Genomic DNA, 25,792 nt, shown 5'->3' with positions numbered 1-25,792 from the left:
CCTCCCTTCGGCTCACATGAGCCCCATCATGATGCCTCATGCTCATATGAGCAACCTCGTTGACATATGAGCAATCCGCCATGCATGATCCTGTTCACAAATCACGTGAGCAGTGAGGTACTACATATGAGCAAGCTCGACGACGCCGCCCTGCAGCGTCTCGCGCACACGGTGCTGGTTCGAGAGGCCTCGGGCCTGAGCACCCTCGCCGACACCGTCGAACCCAGCGTCGTCCGCGTCGCGCGGGCAATGGTCGACACAACAGGCAAGGTCATCACCACCGGATCCGGGACGTCCGGGATCATGGCCGAACGAATGGCACATCTGCTCTCCGTATGCGGTACCCCGTCGTTGTATCTCCCAGCAATGGACGCACTGCACGGCGGCATGGCCGCGATCAGCACCGACGACCTCGTTCTCGCGATCTCGAAGACCGGCCGATCGACCGAACTCACCCAATTGACGAGCCGACTCGTTGCCCGCGGAATCCGAGTCATCGCTGTCACCGAAGCAGCCGACTCGCCATTCGCCCAGGCAGCGACCGACGTCGCCGTACTACCCGCCACCGCGCCGGATGCAGACCCCGGCAACATGATTGCCCTGGCCAGCACGTTGGCTGTCGGCGCGTGGGGCGACGCTGTGAGTGTCGTCGCCATGGCACTCACCGGCCACACACTCCACGACGTCGTCGATTCGCATCCCGCAGGTGGCGTGGGCACCCGCGTCGACGTGTTGGCCGGCAGCGACGCCCCGGTGGTGGGACTGTGAGCCGGACCGTCGTGGTCGGTGTCGACTCGTCCACTCAGTCGTGCAAGGCAGAGGTCCGCGATGCCGACACCGGTGAGCTTCTGGCCTCGGGCACTGCGCCGCACACGCCCGCCTTCCCGCCGTGTAGCGAACAGGATCCACGGTCGTGGTGGGACGCCCTGGTCACCGCCGTCCGCGCTGCTCTCGGTTCAGCAGGCGAGGTCTCGGTCTCCGCGATGTCGGTGGCGGCACAATGCCACGGCCTGGTTCTACTGGACAAGGACGACGAACCCCTGCGTCCGGCCAAGCTGTGGAACGACACGACCGGTGCCGATCAACTCGCGAAACTCGTCGAGCGAATCGGCGGCCCGCAGTGGGTACGTTCCATCGGATCCCTGCCTACCGCAGCGTTCACGATCGCGAAGCTGGCCTGGGTGGCCGAGCACGAGCCCCATGTACTGGATTCAGCACGACGCGTTCTCCTTCCCCACGACTACCTGACCTACCGCCTCACCGGCCGGGCCGTGACCGACCGCTCCGACGCGTCCGGCACCGGATACTTCGACGCCACCACGGACTCCTGGCTACCCGAGTACCTCGATGCCGCCGCAGGCGCGCGTGACTGGCTTCCGATGCTGCCGACTGTCCTCGGCGGCGCCGACGCGGCAGGCTACTTGACCGAGCGCGCAGCCACCGAACTCGGCATCACCGGACCGGTACTCGTGGGAGCAGGCGCAGGCGATCAGCACGCCGCCTACCTCGGTCTCGGCCTGAGCGACGGCGATCAATACATCGGTCTCGGCACCTCCGGAGTCGTCGCGACCTCCACTCGCACCCCAGTCTTCGACGAAGGCGGCATCGTCAACGGGGTCGCCGACACGACGGGCGGTTACCTACCGCTCATCTGCACCCTCAATGCGGCGCGGGTCGGGGACACCGCGGCCAGAATCCTCGGAACCGATCACGCCGGCCTCGCCGATCTCGCACTCGCAGCGCCACCGACGGTCGGACCCACCCTGGTCCCGTTCCTCGACGGTGAACGCACCCCCAACCGCCCCCACGCTCGAGGTCTGCTGTCCGAGATCACGTCGGCGACGACGCGGGAGGAAATGGCACGCGCATTCCTGGAAGGACCGCTGCTGTCCCTGCTCTCGGGCCGAGACGCGCTGCGTTCGTTCGGCATTCGCTGCGACGGCCCCCTGACGGTCGTCGGGGGCGGTGCCCGGTCACGAGCGACACTGCAACTGCTCGCGGATCTCGCCGGCGACATCGTGACCGTCCCGGACGCCGACGAGGCAACCGCTCGCGGTGCGTGCGTACAGGCCGCTGCCGTCGCTGCGGGTCACGACATCGACGGCATGGTCGAGCTCTCTCAGCGCTGGACGCCCGCGGCCCGCGCGACGGTTGCTCCTCGCAAGACCGGGCGCGACATCGCCGCGGTCCGCGAGAACTGGCGTCGGGCAGCTGCCGTGGACGTACTCGATCGGAGTGACGCGTCATGACCGTCGCACTTGCGCCCTGGCACACCGGCCTCGAAAGCGTCCTGGCGGGAAGCATCTACGCTGCGGCGTCCGGCTCACGCGTCGACGCCGCGCGTGCCCTCGTCGATGCGGGCATCTCGGTGCACGTCGACGTCATGGCACCCGGGGAAGATCTGCCGTCCGGCATCGATGCGGCCGAGCTCGCCGAACTCGCCCACGTGGTTCCGCAGAGCATGCTCGGGATCCATCTCATCGGCAGCGCCGCAGGAGTTCGAAAGCTGCTCCCGACGATCCCGGACTGCGGAGATCTGTACGTACCTATCGGAATTCGCGACGAACGTGACTGCCGACTCTGGGCAGCGGTCTGGGACGAGTTCGACGACACTGCGCCGACGGCCGCGGATCTGAAGGGCTATCACGGGGTGCTCGTCATGCTTCTGCAGCCGGGAACCTCCGGCACCGCAGACCCGGATCGACTCGGGTTCGTGCGCATGTTCTCCGCCCACGGCAACGTCACCGTCGACGGCGGTGTCACACCCGAGCTGATACCTCGCTGCCGCTCCGCCGGCGCCACGACGCTCGTCGTCGGCCGCGCCCTACTCACCGATCACACACTGCCGGAAGGACAATCATGACCACCGCCACCCCCACACCTCCCGCATCCTCGATGCGCGCGAGCGTGATGACCGGCGTGCGCACGCTGGAGATCGAGGACCGCCCAGTCCCCACCCCGGCACCGTACGAAGTTCTGATCGAGGTCGCTGCTGTCGGCGTCTGCGGCTCCGATGTGCATTACTACCGTGAAGGCCGGATCGGCGACTTCGTCGTCCACGACCCGATGGTGCTCGGCCACGAACTGTCCGGCCGTATCGCCGCTGTCGGCGACGGTGTCGATGCCGCGCGCATCGGCCAACGAGTGGCCGTCGAACCACAGCATCCGTGCCGTCGCTGCACACAATGCATGGCCGGCCGCTACAACCTCTGCCCCGACATGAAGTTCTACGCGACACCGCCGATCGACGGCGCGTTCTGCCGGTACGTCACCATCGACGCCGACTTCGCGCATCCAGTCCCCGATTCGTTGTCCGACGAGGCTGCTGCTCTTCTCGAACCGCTCTCGGTTGCAGTCACGACCATGCGCAAGGCAGGCATCGTGCCGGGATCGTCGATCCTGATCGCCGGAGCCGGGCCCATCGGCATCATCACCGCCCAAGCGGCGCGTGCATTCGGGGCGGCACGCATCGTGGTCTCCGATCCCGTCGAGTCGAGGCGCGAGCGCGCTCTCACCTTCGGCGCAACCGAGGTCATCGACCCGATGACCCAGGACGTCGCAGCACTCGACCCTCAGGTGGACGCCTTCGTCGACGCCAGCGGAGCAGTTCCAGCCGTTCAGAGCGGCATCCGCGCCGTCGGCCCGGCCGGCCGTGTCGTCCTCGTCGGCATGGGCGCCGACAACTACCCGCTTCCCGTCAGCCACATCCAGAACTTGGAGATCACCGTCACCGGCGTGTTCCGTTACACCGATACATGGCCGGCGGCAATCCATCTCGCGTCCACCGGACTCGTCGATCTGGATCGACTCGTCACCGGACGCTATGACCTCGAGCATGTCGCCGACGCGCTCGAGAGCGACACCGACCCTGCCAGCCTCAAGTCGATAGTGGTGCCTGCATGAGCAACAATCCTTTTGATCTGACCGGACGAACCGCAATCGTCACGGGCGGCAACCAAGGACTCGGACGCGCGTTCGCGTTCGGTCTCGCTGCCGCCGGCGCGCACGTCGCCATCGCCGGACGCAGCGCAGAACGTAACGAAAAGGTCGTCGCCGAGGCGGCAGCCGAAGGGTTCACATTCGAGGCCATCACCGCCGACATCACCGAGCATGCCGACATCGAACGTATGACCGTCGAGGCAATCGAGAAGCTCGGCAAGATCGACATTCTCGTCAACAATGCCGGCACCTGCTACCACAACGATTCGTGGGACGTCACCGAGAACGAGTGGGACAACGTCTTCGATCTGAACGTGAAAGCACTGTGGGAGTGCAGCATTGCCGTCGGTGCACACATGCGCGAACGGGGCACCGGCTCGATCGTGAACATCGGATCGATGTCCGGCATCATCGTCAACCGCCCGCAGATGCAGCCCGCCTACAACGCGTCCAAGGCGGCAGTTCATCACCTCACCAAATCACTGGCGGCCGAATGGGGTCCGTTGGGGATTCGTGTCAACGCAGTCGCCCCCGGTTACTGCAAGACCGAAATGGCGCCGGTCGACCGCCCCGACCTCAAGCGCTACTGGATCGACGATGCTCCGATGCAGCGCTACGCCATGCCGGAGGAAATCGCACCGAGCGTCGTGTTCCTGGCGAGCGACGCCGCGAGTTTCATCACCGGGTCGGTTCTCGTCGCAGACGGAGGATACACAGCATGGTGAGTACTGAAACTGCAACCGTCCGACGCATTCTCGTCGAGGGAATCGACGACGTCAGCGTCGAGACCGTTGCCGCTCCCGAAGCCGGGAGCGGGGAAGTGCGTGTGCGCAGCACGGTCGTCGGGATCTGTGGTTCCGACATTCACGCGGCGCACGGCCGTCATCCGTTCATCGATCTTCCCTTCCGCCCCGGTCACGAAGTGGTCGGGATCGTCGATGCCGCAGGCGACGGGGTCGATCCCTCTCTCGTCGGACGTCGTGTCGTCGTCGAACCGAACCTCGCGTGCGGCCGGTGCACGCAGTGTCTGGCCGGTCGTTACAACATCTGCGCCGAACTCGCCGTGTTCGGATGTCAGACCCCTGGCGGACTCACCGACGCGTTCACCATCGCCGAGGATCGTGTCATCCCGCTGGCCGACGGGCTCGACGACCGCCATGCCGCATTGATCGAACCGCTCGCCACCCCGGTGCACGCAGTTCGTCGAGCGGCCGGACTCGTCGGCGGTCTGGACGGCAAGCGTGTCGCGGTAGTGGGCGCGGGCCCGATCGGATTGTTCGTACTCCTCGCCGCCCGACGCGCAGGTGCCACAGTCGTCGTTGCCGATCTGCTCGACTCCAAGCGCGCACGAGCCGAACGCCTCGGGGCCGTCGGCAGCTTCGACCCGGCCTCGGGCGACGCCGTCGCTGCGGCGAAGGCCGCACTCGGCGGACCGGCCGATGTCGTCATCGACTGCGTGTCCCGTGAATCGTCGGTTGCGCAGGCGATCGACATCGTCGACAAGGGCGGCGCCGTGCTGATCGTCGGTGTCGCCGCGGGTGCTACCCCGGTCCCCCTCGATCTGATTCAGGACCGCGAGATCATCGTTGCAGGATGCCTGATGTACGTGCGAGAGGACGTCCAGGAAGCAATCGACATGCTCACCGAGGGCGCGGTACCGATCGACGAATTCGTCACGGCGGAATTTCCGTTGGAACGCGCCGCGGAAGCGTTCACCGCCTCGACCGATCCCGAGCAGGTCAAGGTCCTGATCACCGTCGGTGACCGGCCATGACCGCGCTCCTCGAGTGTCAGGACGTGACAAAGAGTTTCGGTGGAGTCCCTGTGCTGAAAGGGATCACGCTCGAGCTCGAACCCGGCACCGTCACGGCTCTGGCCGGTGAGAACGGTGCGGGTAAGTCGACGCTCATGAAGATCGCGACCGGGCAGCTGCGCGCCGATACCGGCACGGTCACGATCGGCGAGCACACACTCTCTTCCGGCGACCCACGCGACGCGGTTCGTCACGGCGTCGCGATCGTCCCGCAGGAACTGGCGTCGATCGACGACATGACGGTCTACGAGAACATGTTCGTCGGGCGCGAGAAGCGTCGCGGTATCTTCCTCGACCGTCGCGCGATGATCAAGGAAGCCGCCGAGACACTCAGTGTCTTCGACGTATCCATCTCCCCCACCGCACGCATGGGCTCGCTACCGGTCGGCCTTCGACAGATCATCGAGATCGTCAAGGCCGCCCGCACGGGCGCCCAGGTCGTCATGCTCGACGAGCCGACCTCCGCTATCTCCGAGCGGGAGGTCGAGGGCCTGTACAAGGTCATGCAGCAGCTCCGTGACCGCGGTGTCGCCATGGTCTACACCACGCACAAGATGGCCGAAATCCGCGCGATCGCAGACCGTGTCGTCGTCCTGCGTGACGGGAAGTTGATCACCGACGAGAAGCTCACGGAGATCACCGACGACGAGATCGTCACCGCGATGATCGGCCGTGAACTCGAGAACCTCTTCCCTTCGGTCGGCAAAGACACCGGGGAGGTCGTTCTGGAAGTCGAGAACCTTCAGGTCGTCGGCGCATCCGAGCCGGTGAACCTGACCGTCCGCCGCGGTGAGATCGTCGGCCTCGCAGGACTTGTCGGCGCCGGCCGCACCGAGTTGCTCGAAGCATTGTTCGGGATGCGGTCGGTGGCGTCGGGAACCGTGAAGGTATCCGGCAAGACGGTTCCGAAAGGTAAACCAGCGGCGGCGATCACCGCAGGGATGGCCATGGTGCCCGAGGACCGCAAGGTCAACGGTGTCGTGCTGTCGATGAGCGTGCTGGACAACGGTTCTCTGCCGAGACTGTCCTCGTTCAGCATCGCCGGATGGCTTCGCAACAAGTCCCGCTCCACGGCAGTGTCCGACGCCATGGACTCGGTCCGACTCCGTAGCCGTGGACTCGGCCAGAGCGTGGGCACATTGTCGGGCGGAAATCAGCAGAAAGTAGTACTCGCACGCTGGCTGACCGGTACCGTCGACGTGTTGCTGCTCGACGAGCCCACCCGCGGCGTCGACGTCGGAGCTCGCTCCGAGATCTACCGCATCATCACCGAATTCGCCAGCCGCGGAATGGCTGTCGTCATGGCGTCGTCGGACATGCCCGAAATCGTGGGCCTGTCGCATCGAGCGTTCGTGATGCGCGAGGGTGCTTTCGTCGGCGAACTCGACCGCGATGCGCTCGATCACCCCGAAGTCCAGGATTCCGTGTTCCGACTGGCAACGGCTCTGGACACCCGGGCAGCAGAAACCCGGGCCACCGATACACCAAGCGAAATCGTTGCGACCGAGAAACGGTCGCCACTCGAGGAGGCACCACAGTGACAACACCCGTCGCTGAACCGGACGAGAAGACGTCCGTATCGGCCGTAACCGGAGAGCCCGTTCGTCGGTTCTCCAGCGCGTGGGCCGGCGCACTCGCACTGCGTTACTCGATGGTCATCGTCATGCTGCTGGTGATCGCGTACTTCTCCTACCGCAGTGCCCGATTCGGCACCGTCGACAACCTGCAGACCATTCTCGTCGCGGCTGCACCGTTCGCGCTGATCGCACTCGGCCAGACTCTCGTGATCCTGACCGGAGGAATCGACCTCTCGGTCGGCAGTGTCATCGCAGTGTCCGCCATGGCGTCCGCTGCTGTGGCCAAAGCGAACCCGGGCCAGGTCTGGTTGACAGTGCTGGTCGCAATGTTCGTCGGCCTCGTCGCAGGTTCGATCAACGGATTTCTGGTTTCTCGCATCAATGTTCCCCCGTTCATCGCGACACTCGGTATGCTCACCGCAGGTTCGGGTTTCGCGTACGTGATCGGTGGTGGCGCACCGATCAACGGCCTTCCGGCAGAGTTCGGCCAGATCGCCAACACCAAGATCTTCGGCCTTCAGATCCCAGTCCTCGTGATGATCATCGGCATCATCGTCCTGGCAGTGGTGATGAAGCGAACCGCCTACGGCATGCGTGTCTACGCAGTCGGCGGCAACCGTACCGCCGCCGAAATCGCGGGAATCAATGCCAAGAACGTTCTCTTCAGTGTCTACGCATTGTCCGGTGTGCTCGCCGGACTGTCCGGCGTGATGCTGGCGTCCCGTGTCATCTCCGGTCCACCGAACCTGGGCCAGGGCTACGAACTCGACGCCATCGCGGCGGTCGTCATCGGAGGCGCAAGCCTCATGGGCGGACGCGGCACCATCTGGGGAACTGCGCTCGGCCTGTTCATGATCCAAACGCTCAACAACGGTCTCGACCTGCTCGTCGTCCCCGCGTACTGGCAGGACGTCATCAAGGGCGTACTCATCGTCGCTGCGGTCTCGGTCGACGTCTGGTCGTCCAAGCGAAGAACCTGACCGCTCTCGTCCCTCACATCACTACCCACCGATCCGGAGAAGAACAATGAAGTTTGCTTCCAAGATGCTGACCGTGGCGGCCACGGGCCTCCTCGCCGTCGGCGTCACTGCCTGCGGCGCAGGCGACACCAGCGCCCAGGACGGCAAGACGCGCATCGGCGTCACCGTGTACGACATGAGTTCCTTCATCACCGCAGGCAAGGAAGGAATGGAAACCTACGCTGCGGCCAACGACATCGAGCTGCTGTGGAACTCGGCGAACAACGACGTCTCGGTCCAGGCAAGCCAGGTCGACTCCCTCATCAATCAGGGTGTCGACGCCATCATCGTGGTGCCGGCACAGGCTGATTCGCTGGCACCTCAGGTCCAGTCCGCCAAGGACAAGGGCATTCCGGTCATCGCCGTGAACGCCGAACTCGAGACCGATCAAATCTCCGGCAACGTTCAGCCCGACGACGTGGCGGCAGGCGCGCAGGAAATGCAGATGATGGCCGACGAGCTCGGCGGGCGCGGCAACATCGTCATCCTGCAGGGACCGCTCGGTGGCTCCGGCGAGATCAACCGTGGCGCGGGCATCGACCAGGTTCTGGCGAAGTACCCGGACATCAAGGTGCTCGCCAAGGACACCGCCAACTGGAAGCGCGACGAAGCCGTCAACAAGACGAAGAACTGGCTCTCGAGCTTCGGCGATCAGATCGACGGCGTCGTCGCACAGAACGACGACATGGGCCTCGGCGCGCTGCAAGCACTCAAGGAAGCCGGACGCACCGACGTCCCCATCGTGGGCATCGACGGCATCGAGGACGGCCTGAACGCGGTCAAGAGCGGTGAATTCATCGGCACCTCGCTGCAGAACGGCACTGTCGAACTCTCGGCGGGTCTCGCGGTTGCCAACAAGATCGCCAAGGGCGAAGACGTCGACACCGCACCGGTGTACGTCATGCCTGCCATCACGGCCGACAACGTCGATGTCGCCATCGAGCACGTCGTGACCGACCGTCAGGCATTCCTGGACGGGCTGGTGGATCTGACCGCCCAGAACCTCGAGACCGGCAACATCGCCAACGAGGGAATCCCCGGACAGTAATTACCCGGTTCCGATCTTCGAGGCGGGGCGGCAGCTCTCCCCCTCCAGCCCGCCCCGCCTCGAATTCCACCCACCCGTAGAGAAAGGCCCGCCTCCATGACCGCACTGCCCGCTCCCGTCGATCTTTCCCTCGACGGCAAGGTCGCCGTCGTCACCGGCGGTGCGTCGGGCATCGGCGCAGCGATCGGCGCGGCCTACGCCGCGCAAGGAGCACGCGTCGTACTGGTCGATCGCGACGGCGATGCGGCAGCGAAGCAGGCCGCCGAGATCGGCGCTCACAGCGTCGCATGCGACGTAGCCGACCGATCATCGGTTGCGCACGCCGCACAGAACGTCGTCGCGGACTTCGGTCGGGTGGACATCCTGGTCAACTCCGCTGGTGTCGCTCGGCTCGCAGCCGCCGAGGACCTCTCCGACGACTTCTGGAATCTGACGATGAACGTCAACCTCACCGGAACGTTCCTCGTGTGTCAGGAATTCGGACGCGTCATGCTGGCTGCGGGAAGCGGCCGGATCGTCAACATCGCGTCCCAGGCGGCAACAGTAGCCATCGAGGAACACGCGGCCTACTGTGCGTCGAAATTCGGCGTACTGGGTCTGACGAAAGTCCTTGCCGCCGAATGGGCCGGCCGCGGAGTCACCGTCAACACCATCTCCCCCACCGTCGTGATGACACCGTTGGGCCGCGACGCATGGACCAATCCGAAGGGCGACGCTCTGCGCGCGCGTATCCCGGTGGGCCGCTTCGCCGAGACCGAGGACATCACCACGGTGGCTGTCTTCCTGGCCTCCCCGGGCGCGGCCATGATCAACGGCGCCGACATCCTCGTCGACGGTGGTTACACGATTCTGTGATCCGAAGTCGTTGGTGAGTCAGATGTTTCGCGGCAGCCAGCTGGTCAACTTCTCCGGGTTCAGCATGAACCAGACGTCGACGATGCGGCCGTCCACGACGCGGAAGTTGGCCGTCCCGATTGTCCGATGATCCGCCAGAAGTCGATAACCGAGGCCGTCCGCCATCCGGGTCTCCTCGACACGCAGAGCGGGCTGCTTCGCGACGACACCGAGCACGAACCGCGCCACGCGGTCGGAGCCGAGAACCGGCCGTCTGGCAGCACTGACGAATCCTCCACCGTCGGAACGCAAAGTCACGTCGGGGGCCAGCACCTTCATCAGCTCGCCGATGTCGCCGCCGCGGCTGGCCGCCAAAAAAGAGCGAACCGTTGCATCATGATCGGATTCCGCCACGAGCGTCGAGCGTTGCTCGCGGACATGCCGTCGAGCGGCCGACGCCAATTGCCTCGTTGCTGCAGGAGAGCGGCCGACGATACCCGCGATCTCGTCGAAGGGCACCGCGAACACGTCGTGCAGTACGAACGCCACACGTTCGGCAGGAGTCATCGCTTCCAGTACGACCAGAAGCGCAGTGCTGACGGCGTCGTCGAGGGTGACGCGGTCTGCCGGATCGACCTCCGTCGCCGTTCCCGCGAACAGGTCGGCCGGCACAGGCTCCGGAAGCCACTCACCGACATAGCGTTCACGCCTCGCCCGCGCAGAACCGAGGAGGTCGAGTGCCACCCGACTACCCACTCGTGTCAACCACGCTGCCGGATTGACGATCTCCGCCCGTTCCTCCTCGTTCAGTCGATACCACCGCAGATACGTCTCCTGCACCACGTCCTCGGCGTCGGAGAGCGTCCCGGTCATCCGATAGGCCATCGACAGCAACCTGCGTCGCTCGTCGTGGACGTCGCCGAGATGTGCAGGCAAGGACTCGGTCTCGTCGGCCATCACCGGATCATGCCACCCTCTCGGTGGGCGGGGTGGGCTCCACTCCTGAACTGGTGAACGCCCGGCGAGGCGCGACGGTCGCCGCGAGCGACGCGATGTCCCTGCGTCCGACGAACGCGCCGACCCAGCCGAGCAGAACGCGGACCTTGCGCTCCCACGTCGGTACCGCAAGGACGTGATACCCGCGGTGCATCGCCCATGCGGGCCATCCTTTGACGATGATCCACTTGTACTGGAACAGACCGTGTCCTCGTCCGAGAGTGGCGACGACCCCGAGGCTACTGTGCACGTACTCCTTCGGTTCACGACCTCGCACGCTCTCGACGATGTTGGACGCCAACCTTTTTGCCTGCCGAACCGCGTGTTGCGCATTGGGAACGGTCGTCGCTCCGTGCCCGACGGCAAGGTCCGGCACTACCGCGTTGTCGCCCGCCGCCCACGCGTCGGCGACGATCTCTTCCTCGGTTCCGACGCGTAGGTCGGCGCGGGTCACGAGAAATCCTCGTGCGTCGACGGGGAGGTCCGTGTGCCGTGCAACAACGCCGTTCGCGGCGTTGCCTGCAGTCCAGACGATCAGATCCGAGTCGAACTCCTCCCCCGTCGACAACACCACGTGTCCGCCGACGGCCGACACCATCTGGGCGTTCAGGTGCACATGCGCACCGCGGTCCCGCAGATGCCGGACGACCCAGCGTCCCGGCCCGTCGCTCACCTCGGGCAGGATCCTGCCCTGCGCCTCGACGAGGTGGAATGCAAGCTCGCGGGCTCCGATCTCCGGGTAGTACGGCAGTTGCTCCGTCGCCAGAGACAGCGCCTCGGCAAAGCCCTCGACTCCCGAGAATCCACCGCCCACGAACGTCACTGTCAGCAGGCGGGCACGCTCGGGGCCGTCGGGCAGAGCGGCTGCCCGGTCGAATGCGGTGAGCAGCCTGTCCCGGATCGCGACGGCCTCCTCCACGTTCTTCATGCCGATTGCTTCGTCGACGAGGCCCGGAATCGGGAACGTCCGCGTGACGGCACCGGCCGTGACCACGACGATGTCGTAGTTCAGTTCGATGTCGCGGCCGTCGAGGCCGTGAGCTCGGACGAGCTTTCGTGCATGATCGATCCGGTCCACGGTGGCGGCAACGAGGGTGGTTCGGCGCAGGTGCCGACGCAGCGACACGACGGTGTGCCTCGGCTCGATCGCGCCGGAGACCACCTCGGGCAGAAACGGCTGGTAGGTCATGTACGGGCGAGGATCCACCAGAGTCACGTGCGCCTCGTCGCGGTGAAGCTTCTTCTCGAGATTCAGCGCTGTGTAGAGCCCGGCGTACCCGCCGCCGACGATGAGGATCTCCGTCATGTCCCGCCTCCGATTGTGTCTGTACCCCTACGACGACACAGCCGTCTCATGTGTGAGGTGACACGATCGGATCAACCGGTGCGGGACTCGGCTACTTCAGTACGTCGACGTTGGTCCGCAGGAGCAGCACGTTGTAGTCCGACCATCGTGACGCGGTGAAGTAGAGGTCGTTGCCGCTGGACAGTGGGTGGATGTACGGCGCATAGATCCCGCCGTTGGTCTGCCAGCTGTTCAGGAGCGTCTTCGGCGCACTCCACGGCCCCTCGGGCTTCTCCGATGTGCGGGCCACGATGGTCCGGTCCACCTCGTTGCCGTACAACATGACATACCGCTTCAAAGTCCCGTTCCAGGCCACCGACAATTCGCTGACGGGTTCCGTCACCACCGACTTCGAATCGGCCACATTCGTCGACCAGGGCTTGGCCTGATCCTGCGTCGAGTACTCGTACTTCGTCAGGTCGAGGATCTCCTCCGGCTTCACGCGGGCAACGAACGCGGCACCGAAACGACCGTTGGGCGTACCGAATTGGTAGATGTAGCCGTCCTGACCCTTCGCGTACGCGTTCATCTGATACTTGCCGTTACTCTCCTCGACCTGAGGGAACGCTGGAATCGTGATGCCTGCGTTGACCCGGATCGTCGCGGGCGCAGTCTGCCAGGTCTGCCCGTTGTCCCTCGACATCGCGATCGCGGAGAAGTTGGTGACCCAACGACCGGGCGCTCCCCACGAGCGCACCGACATGTAGTTCATGTACTGCACATCGCCGATCGAGATGGCCGCAGTAGGAATGACGGTGTCCTCGACACCTGCGACGCCCAGGCTGGGAACGACCTCGCTGGCGAATCCTGCCGGTTCCACGACCGCGCCCGACGTGGAATCGCCCGGAACTCCGTCGGTGACGGTGATGCCGTCGGCGAGATTCTTGTCGTCCGACCGCAGGAGAACGTTGCTTCGCCACTGCGCCCCGGTCACCGAGCAATTGCCGAACGTGTCACCGAACGCCATCAGCGTCTGCCCGGAGCCGTTGTCCCAGCTGATGCCCAGATCCGTCCCGGAGATGCCGAACCGGTCGTAGGTGTTGTTGGGGCTCAACGGCCCGGTTACCCATGCAACCGACGTCGCGTTGCCGGAGATCGAGGGAAGCTGGCCCTGCGGTCCCCGCGGATTCTTCTCGGGGCCACCACCCGCACTGCCCGACGACCCGAACAGCGGCGACGAGCCCGGTCCACCGATGCCTCCACACGGTTCTGCACTGGCGGTGGGTGACGAGAGAACCGTGAGTCCGCTCGCCGCGAGGGTAAGTACAGCGCCGATCGCCATCTGCCGAGTACGTGCGCGCATGAACGCTCCCCACCGTGTCGTGTGACTCGTGTTACTCATGAGACTGATGGGGTGAGTGTTACGTAAATCCCCGCTTCTCGCAAGGCGTCCGCACACCACAAATACACAAGCAGCAGAATGACATCCGTGTAAGTTGGCCCAGTTCAGGCCCGATCCTGATGCTCCACTATCGAGTCGAAAGCGCGGAAAACCGCAGATTCGTCGAAAGAATGGAGCGTCAGGCACCCCTGCTGCGTCTACGGCGCCGCACAACGCCGACGATCTGATCCGCCACGGTGTCGACATCGCGGTACACCGTCGCAGCGGAGTAGCGGAGCACCAACCAGTCGTCGAGGATCATCCGGTTCTGCCTGACCCTGTCGTTGTCGAAAGGCCCGGGCGCGATGTGGTACTCGCGCCCGTCGATCTCCACGTCGACCTTGGCGTGATAGTCCACGAGATCTCCGAAGTACGGGCCGATGGGTGCGTTGATGTTCATCCGAACACCGCGAGCCCGGACGGCCCTGGCGACCATCCGCTCCGGTTCGGAGAATGTTCCGGGGCAACAGTGCTCCAACTGACGACGAACCTCACGCATGCCCTTCATTCCTTTCGTGGCAACGATGTGGTCGGTGACCGCTCGCCACGACACCCGTGCGCCGATATTGCGGTCGAAGAACTGTTCGAGCGGATCACCGGCCAATGTGGACGCGACGTCCACGAAGCACTGCGCGGCGAATACCACCGGTAGGCCGTGCCTTTCGGTCGACGACACGGACCGGCGGTGCAGCACGAATCCGTCGACACTGCTGACCCGTACCGATACCGGCACGGTCGCGTGAACCGTCGACGGCTCGTCGTCGAGCAGGCCCCAGAGCCACGCTGCGCTGTCGTGACTGAGTACTGCGTCGCTCCGCCACAGGGTGAGAGCGGTACACAGGTCGAAGTAGGACGGATCGGGATCCGAGTAGATCCGAGGAAGGACCCTGATCAAGCGACCAGTCCGTACCCTCCGTGCGATCCCGGACCGTGCAATCCCCTGACTCTCCAGTTGTGCACGCGTGTAGACCCCCATAGCTCGTCACTCTGCACTGTCGTCCGCGCGTCCACCCCTCGGCGAACGGCCGCCTGTGGATAACGAGAACGCCTGTGGATGAACCAGCTGCCGTCGAATTTCGTACCGACAGGACGATCGATTGGGAATGGTTGCCCGCATGTAGTTGGATCGTCAGTCATGGCGGCAACCGAGCGTTTCACCTTTCCGACCGAACGAGCCCAGCGCACGACGGTGCTGACCGGCACGGTATCCGGCCACCGAACGAGGTACTGGGAACTGTCCGATCACATCGCCTATCCCGACATCCGCAACATCGTCGCGGACTACGTCAACGCCACCATCTCCGACCCGGCGAACACCGTCCGGCACGGGTGGACCGTCGCCGCGCTTCCCGCGGGAGACTCCCCCGCCCACGAGCGTCGGCTCCTGACCCTCACCTGCGGCGGAGTCGACACCCTCGTCGTCACCGAATTCAGCAACGACGAGGACGACTCGATCGAACTGGAAATGACCGTCAACACCGACATGGCCGACGGGTACTCCGACGAACAGCTCGACTTCTCCACCGACCTGGTCAGCGCCGCACGAGCAACGGCAGGCACCACGGACGTGTGGTCGTGGCGAATCGACATCGGCGCACTCTTGACCGACGAGGCCGGCATCGACTTCGGAATCACCGACGACGAATTCGACGACCTGGCCTACGCCCTGAACTCACGTTCGATGACCGACCGCGCACCGGACACCACCGACCACAACGACGACCTCGCCGGCGACCTGCTCGCCGAGGCCTATCGGCAGCTGCGGGACGCCGACGACGCTACCGTCGCCTGACACGTCGGAGGAATGGAGAACATGACACATCGACCGGTGCGCATACCGACAGTTCTGGCCGCGACTGCGGCAGCCGTTGCCTTGGTTGTCTCGGGGTGCGGGAGCGGAACGACCGACGAACAACCCGCGGACCAGTCCGCCGCTGACGGGACGTTTCCCAGGACCGTTGGGGCCGACGTAGTCATCGAGTCGAGGCCGACATCCATTGTCTCACTGAGCCCGACGGCGACGGAGACGTTGTTCGCCGTCGGTGCAGGCGAGCAGGTGGTCGCGGTGGACAGTCAGTCCGACTTCCCGACCGACGCTCCGAGAACCGAGCTGTCCGCGTACACACCGAGCTTGGAGGCGATCATCGGCTACGACCCGGATCTGGTGGTGGCCTCCGACGACATCGACGGCCTCGTCGCCGGTTTGGACGCAGCCGAAGTACCAATCCTGCTGCTCCCCGCTGCGACGAGTATCGACGACACCTACGCCCAGATCGAGACCATTGCCGACGCCACCGGTCACGACGCCGAAGGCGACGCAGTGGTCGCGGACATGCGTACTCGCATCGATGCCGCGGTGGCGAGCGTTCCGCAGTCGAACGCAACCTACTTCCACGAACTCGATTCGATGCTATACACGGTGACGAGCGAGAGCTTCATCGGCCGAATCTACGGCCTGTTCGGCTTGACCAGTATCGCCGACGGTGCCGGCACCGATTATCCGCAGATGTCCGACGAAGGTGTCGTCACTGCCGACCCCGACATTGTCTTCCTCGCCGACTCCCAGTGCTGCGGCGTGACGGCCGAAGCCGTTGCAGCTCGGCCAGGTTGGGCGTCGACCACCGCTGTGCGTGACGGCTCGATCGTCACGATGGACGAGGATCTGTCGAGCCGGTGGGGTCCGCGCGTCGCGGATCAGGTCGAAGCCGTCGCCTCTGCGCTCGGCGGCTAGTCACCGGCCGAGGCGAGCGTTTCGGCCAGTTCGTCGTAGGACGGCGCCATACCGAGGGCGTAGGACGGCGCCGGCTCTGCATTCAGCGCCACCTGCGTGCGCCCGATTACTACCTGTCCGTCCGAATCACGACGCACAGGTGCATATCCCGCTGATCGAAGCGCCTCGAGCGAGGTCTCGATCGGCGCGGTGAACCCGACAACCGTGGGCGCGAGAACAACCGGACCGAGCTTCGACAACCGCCTGTTCGCGGTGATCTCCGAGATCAACGCTTCGTCGGGCGCGACGACTGCGCAGGCGAGTGCGTAGGCACCGATGCTGCCGTGCGTGCGGGCCACGTCGTTCACCAGGTAGGTCAACGCCTGCGGAATGTCACCGGTCGAGTACCTGGCGAGACCGTCGAGCACCTCGGTGACGGTGAGGCCGTCGTCGAAAGCTCCACGAACACTGACCTGATCGAACCTCCACGTCGTGGCGGCGCCGGTCGCCTCGCGAACTGCGACACTGTCGAAGAAGTGGGCCAGCGCGGTGCCGGGCGGCCCGAACACCACAGCCGTCAGATCTGCGCCGACGGTCGCACGCGTGTGCGCCGTGGACACGGCCCGCTCCACTGCGTCGAACACGTTCTCGGACAACAAAGCTCGACCCAGATCGGTGCCGGCGCCCAGCGCCCGGGCGCCGACGAGTTCCGCCTCACGCTGCGTCATCTGCAGTATGTCCAGGCCCTCCTCGACGGGAAAGCACGGGAACGTCCACCCGAGCATTGTCACCACTGCGCCGTCGTCGGCGAAGGCGTGTCCCTCCTGAACGAGGTCGTGTGCCGACACGACCGCGCGGCGCAGCAATCTCGGCGGGATCTGGCGCGAGTCGTCGGCGATGCCTTCGTACGTCGCGAGATACACGGCGTCGGCGTTCCACCATGTCTGCAGCAGTGATGCTGCCTGGGTTCCGGGATCACTTGCCAACCACTGCGCCGCGCGGTCCGTCGCGACCAGAACGTGCCCAGCCGGAACGCGTCTTCGGCCTTTCGGCGTCGGCAGAGCTTCGAAGCCAAGCAGAAGAGCGCTCAACGCCAATTCCAGAGCTACTTCGACGGCGTCGACCTCGGCGTGCAGGTCCTTGGCTATCGCGCGCACTGTACGCACGCCGACGGCACCGGATTTGAGTAACTGAATCGGCGTGGTCGATGCGGATTCGATCACCCCGGTCACCACCTCCACCATGCGAAGAACGCGCGCCGACGCTTCCGCCTGCACGTGCCCTGCATCGACCGGTTCGGAGTCGAACTCGGGCGGAGTCGGGCTGAACGGTAGAACGAAATCGGCACCGAGAAGCGCCCGAGTCACCTGCACCGGCATCGACACCGGTCCGTTCGCGACCTGCCATGCCAATCCCCGCTGCACTGCCCATGCGCCGGGACGCGCGGCCGTCAGATACACCGGATCCGCGTAGAGGATCGAGTCTCGGCGCGCAGCTTCGTACAGAAACTCTTTCTCGGCGTCCGGCGCAGTCTCCACCACGCTCCGCAGCGCATCGGGGTCGTCGAACAACGACACGAGCTGTTCCACCACCTCGGGCCGGGCCCCGTCTCCGCGGAGACCCAGCTTCGTGGAGACCGAACGCAGCACCGGAAGCGCAGCCGCATCGAAGGACCGGCGAACATCGGTGCCGTAACTTCGAACCGCGTACACCGGGAGAGGATGTACCGCTGTCAGCACCCCATCAGACACCCACGCGATCTGCAGTTCGGACAGATCCTCCACTACAGCCTCGAAGCCCGACTCCGGATCTCCCAGCAACCGACGGACGGCATCGACCGTCGCCGGCATCCGCAGCTGTTTGCACAGCGCAACAGCGGACAGCACCTCCACCGCCGGCCGCGGAAGCGTCAGGTAGACATCTGCGAACGAATCGCCCCCGACCAGATGACGTGCCAGCTCGTCGAGATCCTCGGGAGCATCCGTCCGCGCCACATGCCGGCGCCGCAGCAGCAACGCCAGCGAATCCACGTCCAAAGCCGCAATTCGCTCGCGAACGGACTCCTCGACAGCGGTAAGCATGACCGCAACCCTAGTTCTCCCGAGGTGGATATACAGCGGCGCATTCCGCACGGCAGCGTCAGGCGGACAAGCGATCCCCGGCACCGAAGAGAAGATCCGACAAATGATCGTGCAGCCGATGGAATTCCGGAGAACGCATCATCTCCGGCGTCCGTGGGCGAGGAAGATCGATCGGCACCATCTCGACGACACGGCCGGGGCGCGCACCCATCACCGCGACGACGTCGGACAGGAACACTGCTTCGGCAATGCCGTGCGTGACCATCAAGGTGGTGGCGGGCTTCTCCGTCCAGATGCGGAGAAGCTCGATGTTGAGACGTTGCCGCGTCATGTCGTCGAGCGCGCCGAACGGCTCGTCGAGCAGCAGGACGGACGGCCGCAGAACAAGAGCTCGAGCAATCGACACCCGCTGCCTCATTCCGCCCGACAGCTGAGCAGGCTTGGCCTTCTCGAAACCGCCCAATCCCACGAGCCCGATCAGGTCGGCGATGGCCGTGGCGTCCACGTCGCGTCCAGCAACTTCGAGCGGTAGGCGGATGTTGGATTCGACCGAGCGCCAGGGCAACAGCGCGGAATCCTGAAACGCGATACCCAGTTCGTGGTCACGCTGCAGCTCCTTCGGCGAGCGGCCGTCGATCAGGGCGACACCTGCTGTAGGAGTGTCCAGTCCTGCCAGGATTCGAAGCACAGTCGACTTGCCGCATCCTGACGGTCCGAGAAGCGACAAGAATTGCCCCTCCGATGTTTTGATGTTCACATCGTCGAGTGCGTGTACCTGTTCGCGGCCGAGGGAAAACGTTTTGGTGAGGCCGCTGATATCGATTCCGGTACCGGGAGGGCGCAGCGGTACGACGGACTTCGCGACGGAATTCTCCATGGTTGTGTCCTTGTGGTTGGTTCGCCGTGCGGCAAACATAATCTTGCTCCGATCACGAACCCTACGCCCAGCATTGACGCGAAGCTACGGCTCATACGCAGTTCAATCAAGGTTTACGCGACGAAACATCATGGAAACGATTCACTGCCAATCTTGCTCTGGTCAAGATTGAATTCTTCGACTCCACTCGCCGCTTCTGCTCAGGGACGCGCAGATAAGCGACTCTCATAGGAGACCTCATGGATCGTCGCGCCTTCCTACGTATCGGTGCCGCCGGCGCCGGCCTCATCGCCGCAGGCCCCGTCCTCGCTGCGTGCGGCAGCAGTTCGAGCGCCGGATCGTCCGCAGCATCGGGCGACATCGCATATCAACTCAGCTGGATCAAGAACTTCCAATTCGCCGGCGAATACATCGCCGACGACAAGGGTTACTACCGCGACGCAGGATTGACCGTCGATCTGCTCGCCGGTGGACCGAACGTCGCGGTAGACGCGGTCGCCGAATCCGGCAAGGCCCTGGTCACGCAGAGCTCCCCCGACTTCACCGCCAACGCGGTCGGGGCCGGTGCAGACCTGAAGATCATCGGTGCGAGCTACCAGAAAAGCCCGTTCTCGATCATCTCGATGGCCACTCCCATCACTTCACCCGCAGACCTCGCGGGAAAGACGATCGGCATCCAGGCAGTGAACCAAACTGCGTGGGATGCGTTTTTGCGACTCAACGAGATCGACTCGAGCACCTTCACCCAAGTTCCGGTCCAGCACGATCTCACCCCACTGATCTCCGGGGAAGTCGACGGCTTCTGGGGTTACTCCAACGACGATGCAGTTCAGCTGCGCGAGAAGGGGAACGCGATCACGATCATGCTGCTCGCCGATCACGGATACCTCCTGCCGACGGGCACGTACACCGTGCGATCCGATTCACTGACGGATCCGGACAAGCGGGCACGAGTGATCGCATTCATGAAGGCGGACATCCGGGGATGGCAGGACGCGATCGCCGATCCCGCCGCGGGGGCGAAGCTCGCAGTCGAGGTCTACGGGAAGGACAACGGCCTGGACCTGTCCGCCCAGACTGCGTCCTGCGTTGCCTCGAACGATCTCATGGTCACGCCCGACACCACGGCGAACGGCTTGTTCACGATGACCCCGGATCTGATCGCGCAGTCCGTCCGCACCTTGGGAGCCGGTGGCATCACTGCCTCGGAGACCTTGTTCGACATGAGCATCCTCGACGAGATCTACGCCGACGGCCCCACCGTTTCCTGATACACGCCACCCTCACAAGAAGGACACGCCTGCAATGCCTCAACCCGAACAGAACGACGACATCTGGAGCCGCGCAGTCACGGTCGGTGGTTTCCGAGTGGACGAAGTCCGCTCCGTCCTACAGAAATCGATACGACGCGGACTCGTCGAGGAAGCCGCGCTCGCTGCCTACGAGCTGTTCCGCACCGGAGTCCAAACCGAAGAGTTGCTGTGGCGACGGTTGGAGATCATCGCAGTCGAGGACGTCGGCGCCGGACTACCCGCAGCCCCGTCGCTGCTGCACGCCATGAACGAGCAGCGTGTCCGCCAGACAACCGACCTCGAACGGTGGATGTATTCGGCGCACGCAGTCAAACTGTTGGCTTCGGCTCCGAAAGATCGCAGCACCATGGAGTTGGCGTTCTGGGCGTCGGTACAGATCGACAGCGGGGAACGGTCCGTGGAAATTCTCGACATGCACGTCGACCACCACACCCGGCGCGGTGTGAAGGCCGGTCGCGACACCGATTTCTGGTGGGCGGCAGGTGGTTACAAGCTGGTCGACGAGATCGATCCCGACGGTTCGCCGTGGTCGGCCTACGTGCGCAGCCTTCTCGGAGGTGACGGGCACGATCCGGCCGCAGAGGGCGGGTATTCGTCACCGTACCCGGGCGAATCGATCGACGACGCTCTGGACTCCATGCCATGACGGTGCTGCGCCGTCCGCGTTCGACCGCCCTCGTCGGCATGATCTCGGTCCTCGTCGTCTGGCAGCTTCTGTCGCTGACGTTGCTGAGGGCTGGAGGCACCGTTCCCGGACCGATCGAAATCGTGTCTCAGGTGTTCGACGACGGACTGGGTCTCTATGTCGACAATTCACTGGTCACGGTCGGCGCGGCGGCGCAGGGTTATCTATGGGGAAATCTCTGTGCAGTCGCGCTGGCCGTGGTCGCCCTCGTGGTTCCCCCGTTCGCCAAGCCCATCATGCAGATCGGCGTGTTCTCGTACTGTCTGCCGATCGTTGCGATCGGACCGCTCTTCGCCATCGTGTTCGAGGAAGGCATGTCCCGCGTGGTGCTCGCCGGGATGTCCGTCTTCTTCACCACTCTCATCGGAGTGGCGACGGGTCTGCGCGCCGCGGACTCGGCCAGCATCGACGTCGTCACCGCACAAGGCGGTGGTGCCTGGATGGCTCTGCGGAAGGTTCGTTTCGTCTCTGCACTACCCGCGCTGTTCACCGGCCTCCAGATCGCGGCGCCTGCAGCACTCCTCGGCGCGATCATCGGTGAATACATCGGCGCCGACAATGGACTCGGTGTGCTCATGATCAGTTCGCAACAGTCCATGCAGATACCGCGAACATGGGCAGTTGCGCTCGCCGGGGCTCTCATCGCAGGGGTCGCGTATGTGCTGATCGGAGTGCTGGCGCGCCTAGCTGTTCCGTGGTCGTCCGACCTCAGCGCTCGTGCCATGGCGGCCTCACCGCTCGATCCGAATCGAGCGACCGGCACCGGGCCGAAGGCCGCGGCGCGCGCCGTGTCGAGCGCGATCATCGGAGTACTCGCTGTGTGCATCGTCTGGAGCGGCTTTCTCGCCGTCACCGGTGTCTCGTCGTTCATCGGCCGGTCTCCGACGGACGTCGCACAATTCCTCCTCGACGGACCGGCGACCGGCGCAGACACTCGATCGGACCTCCTGCCACTGGCCTCACAGACCCTTCGCGATGCCGTCGTCGGGCTCGGTGCCGGAATGTCGGCTGCCATCGTCGTCGCCGCACTGTTCGCGTTGTCCCCCTCGGTCAAGAGCGCGTTCATGGGAGTCGTTCTTGCGGTTCGCACTGTGCCGCTGATAGCGATGGCACCGCTGATCGTGCTTGTCGTCGGCCGCGGCGCCTGGAGCGTCGCAGTCATCGGTGGTCTCGTCACCTTCTTCCCGACGCTGGTGACAGTGCTCCTGTCGCTCGAGCGAATCCCCAAGGACGCAGCCGACCTGATGGCGTCGTTGCACGCGTCTCGCTGGCGCACGTTCGTGACGGTCCAGGTCCCCATGGCCACGTCGGGGTTGATCTCCTCACTTCGGATTGCAGCGCCGCTCGCGTTCACCGGAGCATTGCTGGCAGAGTGGCTCGCCACCGGCGATGGCCTGGGTTACGACATGATCCTGTCCATGACGACAGCCCGGTACGACATGCTGTGGGCGGAGGTCGTTCTCGTCACCGCAATGACGTTCGCCGTCTATGCAGCGGTCGGGATACTCGAGAAGCTCTCGGCCAGAATGTACTCCGGAAGCGTCGCAACGCCCACAGCTGTTCAGGTCCCCGCCAGAAAGGTCAACGCATGAGCCCCGAGCCGTCGGACATGGCCGAACGCACCAAGATGGGACAGACCATCCGGGCCGTGCGGCAGGTGCAGGGACTCACGCTGGTTCGTCTGGCCGAGCTGTCCGGACTGTCCAATCCGTTCCTCAGTCAGGTCGAACGGGGTAAGGCACAACCGAGCATGGATTCCCTGCGACGCATCGCCGACGCCCTCGGCACCACCATCCCCATGCTCACAGCCAGCGCCCACTCGTCGAGCGCAGAATCGGAAATATGCATCGTGCGCGCCGACGATCCACTCGTCAGCACCCACGAAATGGGATACACCAGGCCTTTGGTTCGCGGCACGCGCAGCCTCAATCCGCTCGAGTTCCACATAACGTCCGACATCTACGAGCAGACCTATTGGACGCACTCCGTCGCCGAGTTCATCCACATTCTGTCGGGTTCGCTGATGGTCGACCTCGACACCGAGGGCACCCACGTGCTGGCAACAGGCGACTCACTCTACGTTCCCGGCGGATTGAATCACCGCTGGCGAATCACTGGGAAGTGGCCTGCACGCGCACTGGTGGTGCAGGCGGGACCCCACGACGACGCCGATCTCGAAGCGCGATCCGCGCACGGAAGACAGGACTGAACGCCCGTGAAGATCACCTCGGTCACCCCGCTGCCGATGCGCTGCTTGTCCGCCAACGGTCCGATGACATTCTTCGTCGTCAGGATCGAGACCGATACAGGGCTCGTCGGATTCGGCGAAAGTTGCGACTGCTTCGGCATCTCCTACCCCACTGTGCACGCTGCTGTGATTCGAGATGCATTCGCTCCCTTGATCATCGGGGAAACACTCGATGCCGTCGAACCGCTGATCACCAAGATCAGGCGCGCTACCCGCCGAGAACTGGGCGAGAGTTGGGCGAGCGCGCAGGCTCGAAGCGCAATCGAAATTGCGCTATGGGATCTCGTCGGCCAGGAACAGAGGAGATCGGTCTCCTCACTGCTCGGCCGTGTGCGGGATCGAATCCCCGTGTACGCAGGCAGCAGTCCGTTCCTCGACGACCACCCCGCGGAATTCCACTTGAAGCAACTCGAGCCCATGCTCGACCGCGGAGTGCGCCACGTCAAGCTGCGCACCGGGCCCCGCCCCGACGCAGCCGTCGACACGCTCGCAGACCTGCGTCGGCTCCTCGGGCATGACATCGAGATGATGGTCGATGCCAGCGAGTCTCTCGACCTGCCGACCACTGCGAGGCTGTCGGACAGGATGGCCGAGCTGGACATTCGGTGGTTGGAGGAGCCGCTACTGCAGTCTCGGCACCGGGCACTCGCGGTGGCCGCGACTCGCAGCCGCATTCCGATCGCCTCGGGCGAACATCTGTTCAGCGCGGAGGAAGCTTCGGCAGCGCTGAGCGCGGGTGAGATTTCCGTCGTGCAACCCGATCCATGCATCTCCGGCGGTATCGCCGAGGCACGGCAGATCGCCGCGATGGCCGCAGGATTCGGCGTTCGGGCCGTCTTGCATTACCACGCGGGCCTTATCGGTCTGGGCGCAGTGCTCCAGGTCGCGGCCTCGGCACCCGACGTCGATCTGCTCGAGTACCCGATACATCTGGACACAGTGCTGCGCACCCAATCCGGGAGCGACGATTTGGGAATCGCCGCGATAGACGACGGATGCCTCGCTCTGCCGGACGGACCGGGACTCGGGGTCACTCTCCTCCAGTCCGCCTTCGACGAAGGCTCGTTCGTATGAGAGTGATGGTTACCGGTTCGCGAGGAAAAGTCGGTCGTGCAGCAGTGAAGGCGCTCAGCGACGCAGGCCATGACGTCCACGGCGTCGACCTGGCGTCTCCGAACTACGACGACCCCTTGCCCTACGTTCGAGCTGACGTCACCGAAGCCGCCGACATGTTCGCCGTCATCCGAAACGTAGACGCAGTGGTACATGCAGCGGGAATCCCGGAGCCGACCAAAGACGTTGCGCACAAGGTTTTCTCGACCAACACGATGGGGACCTTCAACGTAATCGAAGCCTGCGTCGCCGCTGGGGTGTCACGCCTTGTCAACATCTCGAGCGACAGTGTCCCTGGATACACCTGGTCGGGGGGCCGAATCACGCCGTCGAGGTATCCCATCGACGAGACGCATGCGAATTCACCCATCGACCCGTACGCACTGTCCAAACTGTTCGGCGAGCAACTGTGCGACGCCGCATGCAGGCGAGCCGAAATCGATGCCGTCTCCATCCGCGCAACCTGGGTGATCACACCCGAGACCTACGCCGCCAACCTCGGACCCATCACCGCAGATCCAACGATCGGCAGTGCGGTCTTCTGGTCCTACATCGACGTTCGCGACCTCGCCGACCTGATAGTCCTCGCCACCGAGCAGCCTGTCTCCGGACACGAAGTCGTCTTCGCCGCCGCCGAGGACAACATCGGCGGACGTGACATCCGGAACGCAATCGAAACGGCGTATCCCGACGTCACCATCGATCGAATCGAACGCGCGGATGCAGGTGGATACGACATCACCAAGGCGCGCAGGTTGTTCGGCTGGAAACCCGTTCACAGCTGGCGGGACCACCTCGTGGAGCCGAGATGAA

24 protein-coding genes are annotated in these 25,792 nt (G+C 64.5%); 18 read left to right on the top strand and 6 right to left on the bottom strand.

Annotation, left to right across the window (positions count from 1 at the left end; all coding sequences use genetic code 11):
• The first annotated feature begins 126 nt into the window (after positions 1–126).
• The 10 genes from ACFULT_RS20860 (at position 127) to ACFULT_RS20815 (ending at position 10,251) form a co-directional block, all read left to right on the top strand.
• Positions 127–768 carry an SIS domain-containing protein gene (locus ACFULT_RS20860; RefSeq protein ID WP_378482305.1) on the top strand — a complete coding sequence of 214 codons (642 nt, stop codon included), beginning with the start codon at positions 127–129 and terminating at the stop codon, positions 766–768.
• Positions 765–2,249 carry a xylulokinase gene (gene xylB / locus ACFULT_RS20855; protein ID WP_378482304.1) on the top strand — a complete coding sequence of 495 codons (1,485 nt, stop codon included), beginning with the start codon at positions 765–767 and terminating at the stop codon, positions 2,247–2,249. The genes ACFULT_RS20860 and xylB overlap by 4 nt, the downstream gene beginning before the upstream one ends.
• Positions 2,246–2,863, top strand: coding sequence for a hypothetical protein (locus ACFULT_RS20850; RefSeq protein WP_094721049.1), 618 nt, complete (start codon positions 2,246–2,248; stop codon positions 2,861–2,863). Before xylB ends, ACFULT_RS20850 begins: the two co-directional genes overlap by 4 nt.
• Positions 2,860–3,903 (top strand): NAD(P)-dependent alcohol dehydrogenase, encoded by a 1,044-nt coding sequence (locus tag ACFULT_RS20845; protein WP_037105016.1) that lies wholly within the window; start codon positions 2,860–2,862, stop codon positions 3,901–3,903. The genes ACFULT_RS20850 and ACFULT_RS20845 overlap by 4 nt, the downstream gene beginning before the upstream one ends.
• Positions 3,900–4,664 (top strand): SDR family NAD(P)-dependent oxidoreductase, encoded by a 765-nt coding sequence (locus ACFULT_RS20840; protein WP_037105014.1) that lies wholly within the window; start codon positions 3,900–3,902, stop codon positions 4,662–4,664. The genes ACFULT_RS20845 and ACFULT_RS20840 overlap by 4 nt, the downstream gene beginning before the upstream one ends.
• On the top strand, positions 4,658–5,713 hold the full coding sequence (locus ACFULT_RS20835; RefSeq protein ID WP_378482303.1) for a zinc-binding dehydrogenase: 1,056 nt from the start codon (positions 4,658–4,660) through the stop codon (positions 5,711–5,713). The genes ACFULT_RS20840 and ACFULT_RS20835 overlap by 7 nt, the downstream gene beginning before the upstream one ends.
• Positions 5,710–7,293 carry a sugar ABC transporter ATP-binding protein gene (locus tag ACFULT_RS20830; protein ID WP_378482302.1) on the top strand — a complete coding sequence of 528 codons (1,584 nt, stop codon included), beginning with the start codon at positions 5,710–5,712 and terminating at the stop codon, positions 7,291–7,293. The genes ACFULT_RS20835 and ACFULT_RS20830 overlap by 4 nt, the downstream gene beginning before the upstream one ends.
• On the top strand, positions 7,290–8,309 hold the full coding sequence (locus tag ACFULT_RS20825) for an ABC transporter permease (protein ID WP_094721046.1): 1,020 nt from the start codon (positions 7,290–7,292) through the stop codon (positions 8,307–8,309). Before ACFULT_RS20830 ends, ACFULT_RS20825 begins: the two co-directional genes overlap by 4 nt.
• Before the next feature lie 46 nt (positions 8,310–8,355).
• Positions 8,356–9,396: a substrate-binding domain-containing protein gene (locus tag ACFULT_RS20820; RefSeq protein WP_094721045.1), complete on the top strand. Its 1,041-nt coding sequence runs from the start codon at positions 8,356–8,358 to the stop codon at positions 9,394–9,396.
• 96 nt (positions 9,397–9,492) lie between these two features.
• The gene (locus ACFULT_RS20815; RefSeq protein WP_037111034.1) at positions 9,493–10,251 is read left to right on the top strand and encodes a GolD/DthD family dehydrogenase; all 759 of its coding nucleotides are present in this window, start codon (positions 9,493–9,495) and stop codon (positions 10,249–10,251) included.
• Between the two features lie 18 nt (positions 10,252–10,269).
• On the opposite strand, the gene sigJ is transcribed toward ACFULT_RS20815, so the two are convergent.
• From sigJ to ACFULT_RS20795, 4 genes are all read right to left on the bottom strand, one after another.
• On the bottom strand, positions 10,270–11,187 hold the full coding sequence (gene sigJ, locus ACFULT_RS20810; RefSeq protein ID WP_378482301.1) for an RNA polymerase sigma factor SigJ: 918 nt from the start codon (positions 11,185–11,187) through the stop codon (positions 10,270–10,272).
• A 7-nt stretch (positions 11,188–11,194) separates the two neighbouring features.
• Complete coding sequence (locus tag ACFULT_RS20805) at positions 11,195–12,532, bottom strand: NAD(P)/FAD-dependent oxidoreductase (protein WP_378482300.1); 1,338 nt, start codon at positions 12,530–12,532, stop codon at positions 11,195–11,197.
• Between the two features lie 91 nt (positions 12,533–12,623).
• Positions 12,624–13,874, bottom strand: coding sequence for a DUF4185 domain-containing protein (locus ACFULT_RS20800; RefSeq protein ID WP_378482299.1), 1,251 nt, complete (start codon positions 13,872–13,874; stop codon positions 12,624–12,626).
• 217 nt (positions 13,875–14,091) lie between these two features.
• Complete coding sequence (locus ACFULT_RS20795) at positions 14,092–14,847, bottom strand: DUF559 domain-containing protein (protein ID WP_378482298.1); 756 nt, start codon at positions 14,845–14,847, stop codon at positions 14,092–14,094.
• Between the two features lie 240 nt (positions 14,848–15,087).
• Here ACFULT_RS20795 and ACFULT_RS20790 point away from each other — a divergent pair, with 240 nt between their 5' ends.
• Positions 15,088–15,744 carry a hypothetical protein gene (locus ACFULT_RS20790; RefSeq protein ID WP_378482297.1) on the top strand — a complete coding sequence of 219 codons (657 nt, stop codon included), beginning with the start codon at positions 15,088–15,090 and terminating at the stop codon, positions 15,742–15,744.
• Between the two features lie 12 nt (positions 15,745–15,756).
• Positions 15,757–16,683, top strand: coding sequence for an ABC transporter substrate-binding protein (locus ACFULT_RS20785; protein WP_378482296.1), 927 nt, complete (start codon positions 15,757–15,759; stop codon positions 16,681–16,683).
• Here ACFULT_RS20785 and ACFULT_RS20780 read toward each other — a convergent pair.
• Positions 16,680–18,743: a helicase-associated domain-containing protein gene (locus ACFULT_RS20780; protein WP_378482295.1), complete on the bottom strand. Its 2,064-nt coding sequence runs from the start codon at positions 18,741–18,743 to the stop codon at positions 16,680–16,682. The genes ACFULT_RS20785 and ACFULT_RS20780 overlap by 4 nt on opposite strands.
• A 58-nt stretch (positions 18,744–18,801) precedes the next feature.
• Complete coding sequence (locus ACFULT_RS20775) at positions 18,802–19,620, bottom strand: ABC transporter ATP-binding protein (protein ID WP_037111048.1); 819 nt, start codon at positions 19,618–19,620, stop codon at positions 18,802–18,804.
• 239 nt (positions 19,621–19,859) lie between these two features.
• Here ACFULT_RS20775 and ACFULT_RS20770 point away from each other — a divergent pair, with 239 nt between their 5' ends.
• The 6 genes from ACFULT_RS20770 to ACFULT_RS20745 are packed head-to-tail and all read left to right on the top strand — an operon-like array spanning position 19,860 to position 25,791.
• The gene (locus ACFULT_RS20770) at positions 19,860–20,891 is read left to right on the top strand and encodes an ABC transporter substrate-binding protein (protein ID WP_052059317.1); all 1,032 of its coding nucleotides are present in this window, start codon (positions 19,860–19,862) and stop codon (positions 20,889–20,891) included.
• A 34-nt stretch (positions 20,892–20,925) separates the two neighbouring features.
• Positions 20,926–21,579, top strand: coding sequence for an AAA family ATPase (locus ACFULT_RS20765; RefSeq protein ID WP_141217182.1), 654 nt, complete (start codon positions 20,926–20,928; stop codon positions 21,577–21,579).
• A complete protein-coding gene (locus tag ACFULT_RS20760) occupies positions 21,576–23,210 on the top strand; it encodes an ABC transporter permease (protein ID WP_378482294.1) in 1,635 nt (544 codons plus the stop codon). The genes ACFULT_RS20765 and ACFULT_RS20760 overlap by 4 nt, the downstream gene beginning before the upstream one ends.
• Entirely contained in the window at positions 23,207–23,827 is a 621-nt protein-coding gene (locus ACFULT_RS20755; RefSeq protein WP_080733011.1) for a helix-turn-helix domain-containing protein, read from the top strand. Before ACFULT_RS20760 ends, ACFULT_RS20755 begins: the two co-directional genes overlap by 4 nt.
• Positions 23,828–23,833: 6 nt before the next feature.
• A complete protein-coding gene (locus ACFULT_RS20750; protein WP_037111014.1) occupies positions 23,834–24,940 on the top strand; it encodes a mandelate racemase/muconate lactonizing enzyme family protein in 1,107 nt (368 codons plus the stop codon).
• Complete coding sequence (locus tag ACFULT_RS20745) at positions 24,937–25,791, top strand: NAD(P)-dependent oxidoreductase (protein WP_094721035.1); 855 nt, start codon at positions 24,937–24,939, stop codon at positions 25,789–25,791. The genes ACFULT_RS20750 and ACFULT_RS20745 overlap by 4 nt, the downstream gene beginning before the upstream one ends.
• Position 25,792 lies beyond the last annotated feature (1 nt).

Origin of the sequence: Rhodococcus sp. NPDC057297 (assembly GCF_042667435.1) — a bacterium.
GTDB lineage: Bacteria > Actinomycetota > Actinomycetes > Mycobacteriales > Mycobacteriaceae > Rhodococcoides.
The sequence above is the reverse complement of the archived record's forward strand: the minus strand, read 5'-3'. Positions and strand labels throughout refer to the sequence as shown.

Excerpts from the sequence above, each read along its gene's own strand:
- ACFULT_RS20860 (WP_378482305.1), top strand. The coding sequence starts at position 127 with ATGAGCAAGCTCGACGACGCCGCCCTGCAGCGTCTCGCGCACACGGTG.
- ACFULT_RS20850 (WP_094721049.1), top strand. The coding sequence starts at position 2,246 with ATGACCGTCGCACTTGCGCCCTGGCACACCGGCCTCGAAAGCGTCCTG.
- ACFULT_RS20845 (WP_037105016.1), top strand. The coding sequence starts at position 2,860 with ATGACCACCGCCACCCCCACACCTCCCGCATCCTCGATGCGCGCGAGC.
- ACFULT_RS20840 (WP_037105014.1), top strand. The coding sequence starts at position 3,900 with ATGAGCAACAATCCTTTTGATCTGACCGGACGAACCGCAATCGTCACG.
- ACFULT_RS20835 (WP_378482303.1), top strand. The coding sequence starts at position 4,658 with ATGGTGAGTACTGAAACTGCAACCGTCCGACGCATTCTCGTCGAGGGA.
- ACFULT_RS20830 (WP_378482302.1), top strand. The coding sequence starts at position 5,710 with ATGACCGCGCTCCTCGAGTGTCAGGACGTGACAAAGAGTTTCGGTGGA.
- ACFULT_RS20820 (WP_094721045.1), top strand. The coding sequence starts at position 8,356 with ATGAAGTTTGCTTCCAAGATGCTGACCGTGGCGGCCACGGGCCTCCTC.
- ACFULT_RS20815 (WP_037111034.1), top strand. The coding sequence starts at position 9,493 with ATGACCGCACTGCCCGCTCCCGTCGATCTTTCCCTCGACGGCAAGGTC.
- sigJ (WP_378482301.1), bottom strand. The coding sequence starts at position 11,187 with ATGGCCGACGAGACCGAGTCCTTGCCTGCACATCTCGGCGACGTCCAC.
- ACFULT_RS20805 (WP_378482300.1), bottom strand. The coding sequence starts at position 12,532 with ATGACGGAGATCCTCATCGTCGGCGGCGGGTACGCCGGGCTCTACACA.
- ACFULT_RS20800 (WP_378482299.1), bottom strand. The coding sequence starts at position 13,874 with ATGCGCGCACGTACTCGGCAGATGGCGATCGGCGCTGTACTTACCCTC.
- ACFULT_RS20790 (WP_378482297.1), top strand. The coding sequence starts at position 15,088 with ATGGCGGCAACCGAGCGTTTCACCTTTCCGACCGAACGAGCCCAGCGC.
- ACFULT_RS20785 (WP_378482296.1), top strand. The coding sequence starts at position 15,757 with ATGGAGAACATGACACATCGACCGGTGCGCATACCGACAGTTCTGGCC.
- ACFULT_RS20780 (WP_378482295.1), bottom strand. The coding sequence starts at position 18,743 with ATGCTTACCGCTGTCGAGGAGTCCGTTCGCGAGCGAATTGCGGCTTTG.
- ACFULT_RS20775 (WP_037111048.1), bottom strand. The coding sequence starts at position 19,620 with ATGGAGAATTCCGTCGCGAAGTCCGTCGTACCGCTGCGCCCTCCCGGT.
- ACFULT_RS20770 (WP_052059317.1), top strand. The coding sequence starts at position 19,860 with ATGGATCGTCGCGCCTTCCTACGTATCGGTGCCGCCGGCGCCGGCCTC.
- ACFULT_RS20765 (WP_141217182.1), top strand. The coding sequence starts at position 20,926 with ATGCCTCAACCCGAACAGAACGACGACATCTGGAGCCGCGCAGTCACG.
- ACFULT_RS20760 (WP_378482294.1), top strand. The coding sequence starts at position 21,576 with ATGACGGTGCTGCGCCGTCCGCGTTCGACCGCCCTCGTCGGCATGATC.
- ACFULT_RS20755 (WP_080733011.1), top strand. The coding sequence starts at position 23,207 with ATGAGCCCCGAGCCGTCGGACATGGCCGAACGCACCAAGATGGGACAG.
- ACFULT_RS20745 (WP_094721035.1), top strand. The coding sequence starts at position 24,937 with ATGAGAGTGATGGTTACCGGTTCGCGAGGAAAAGTCGGTCGTGCAGCA.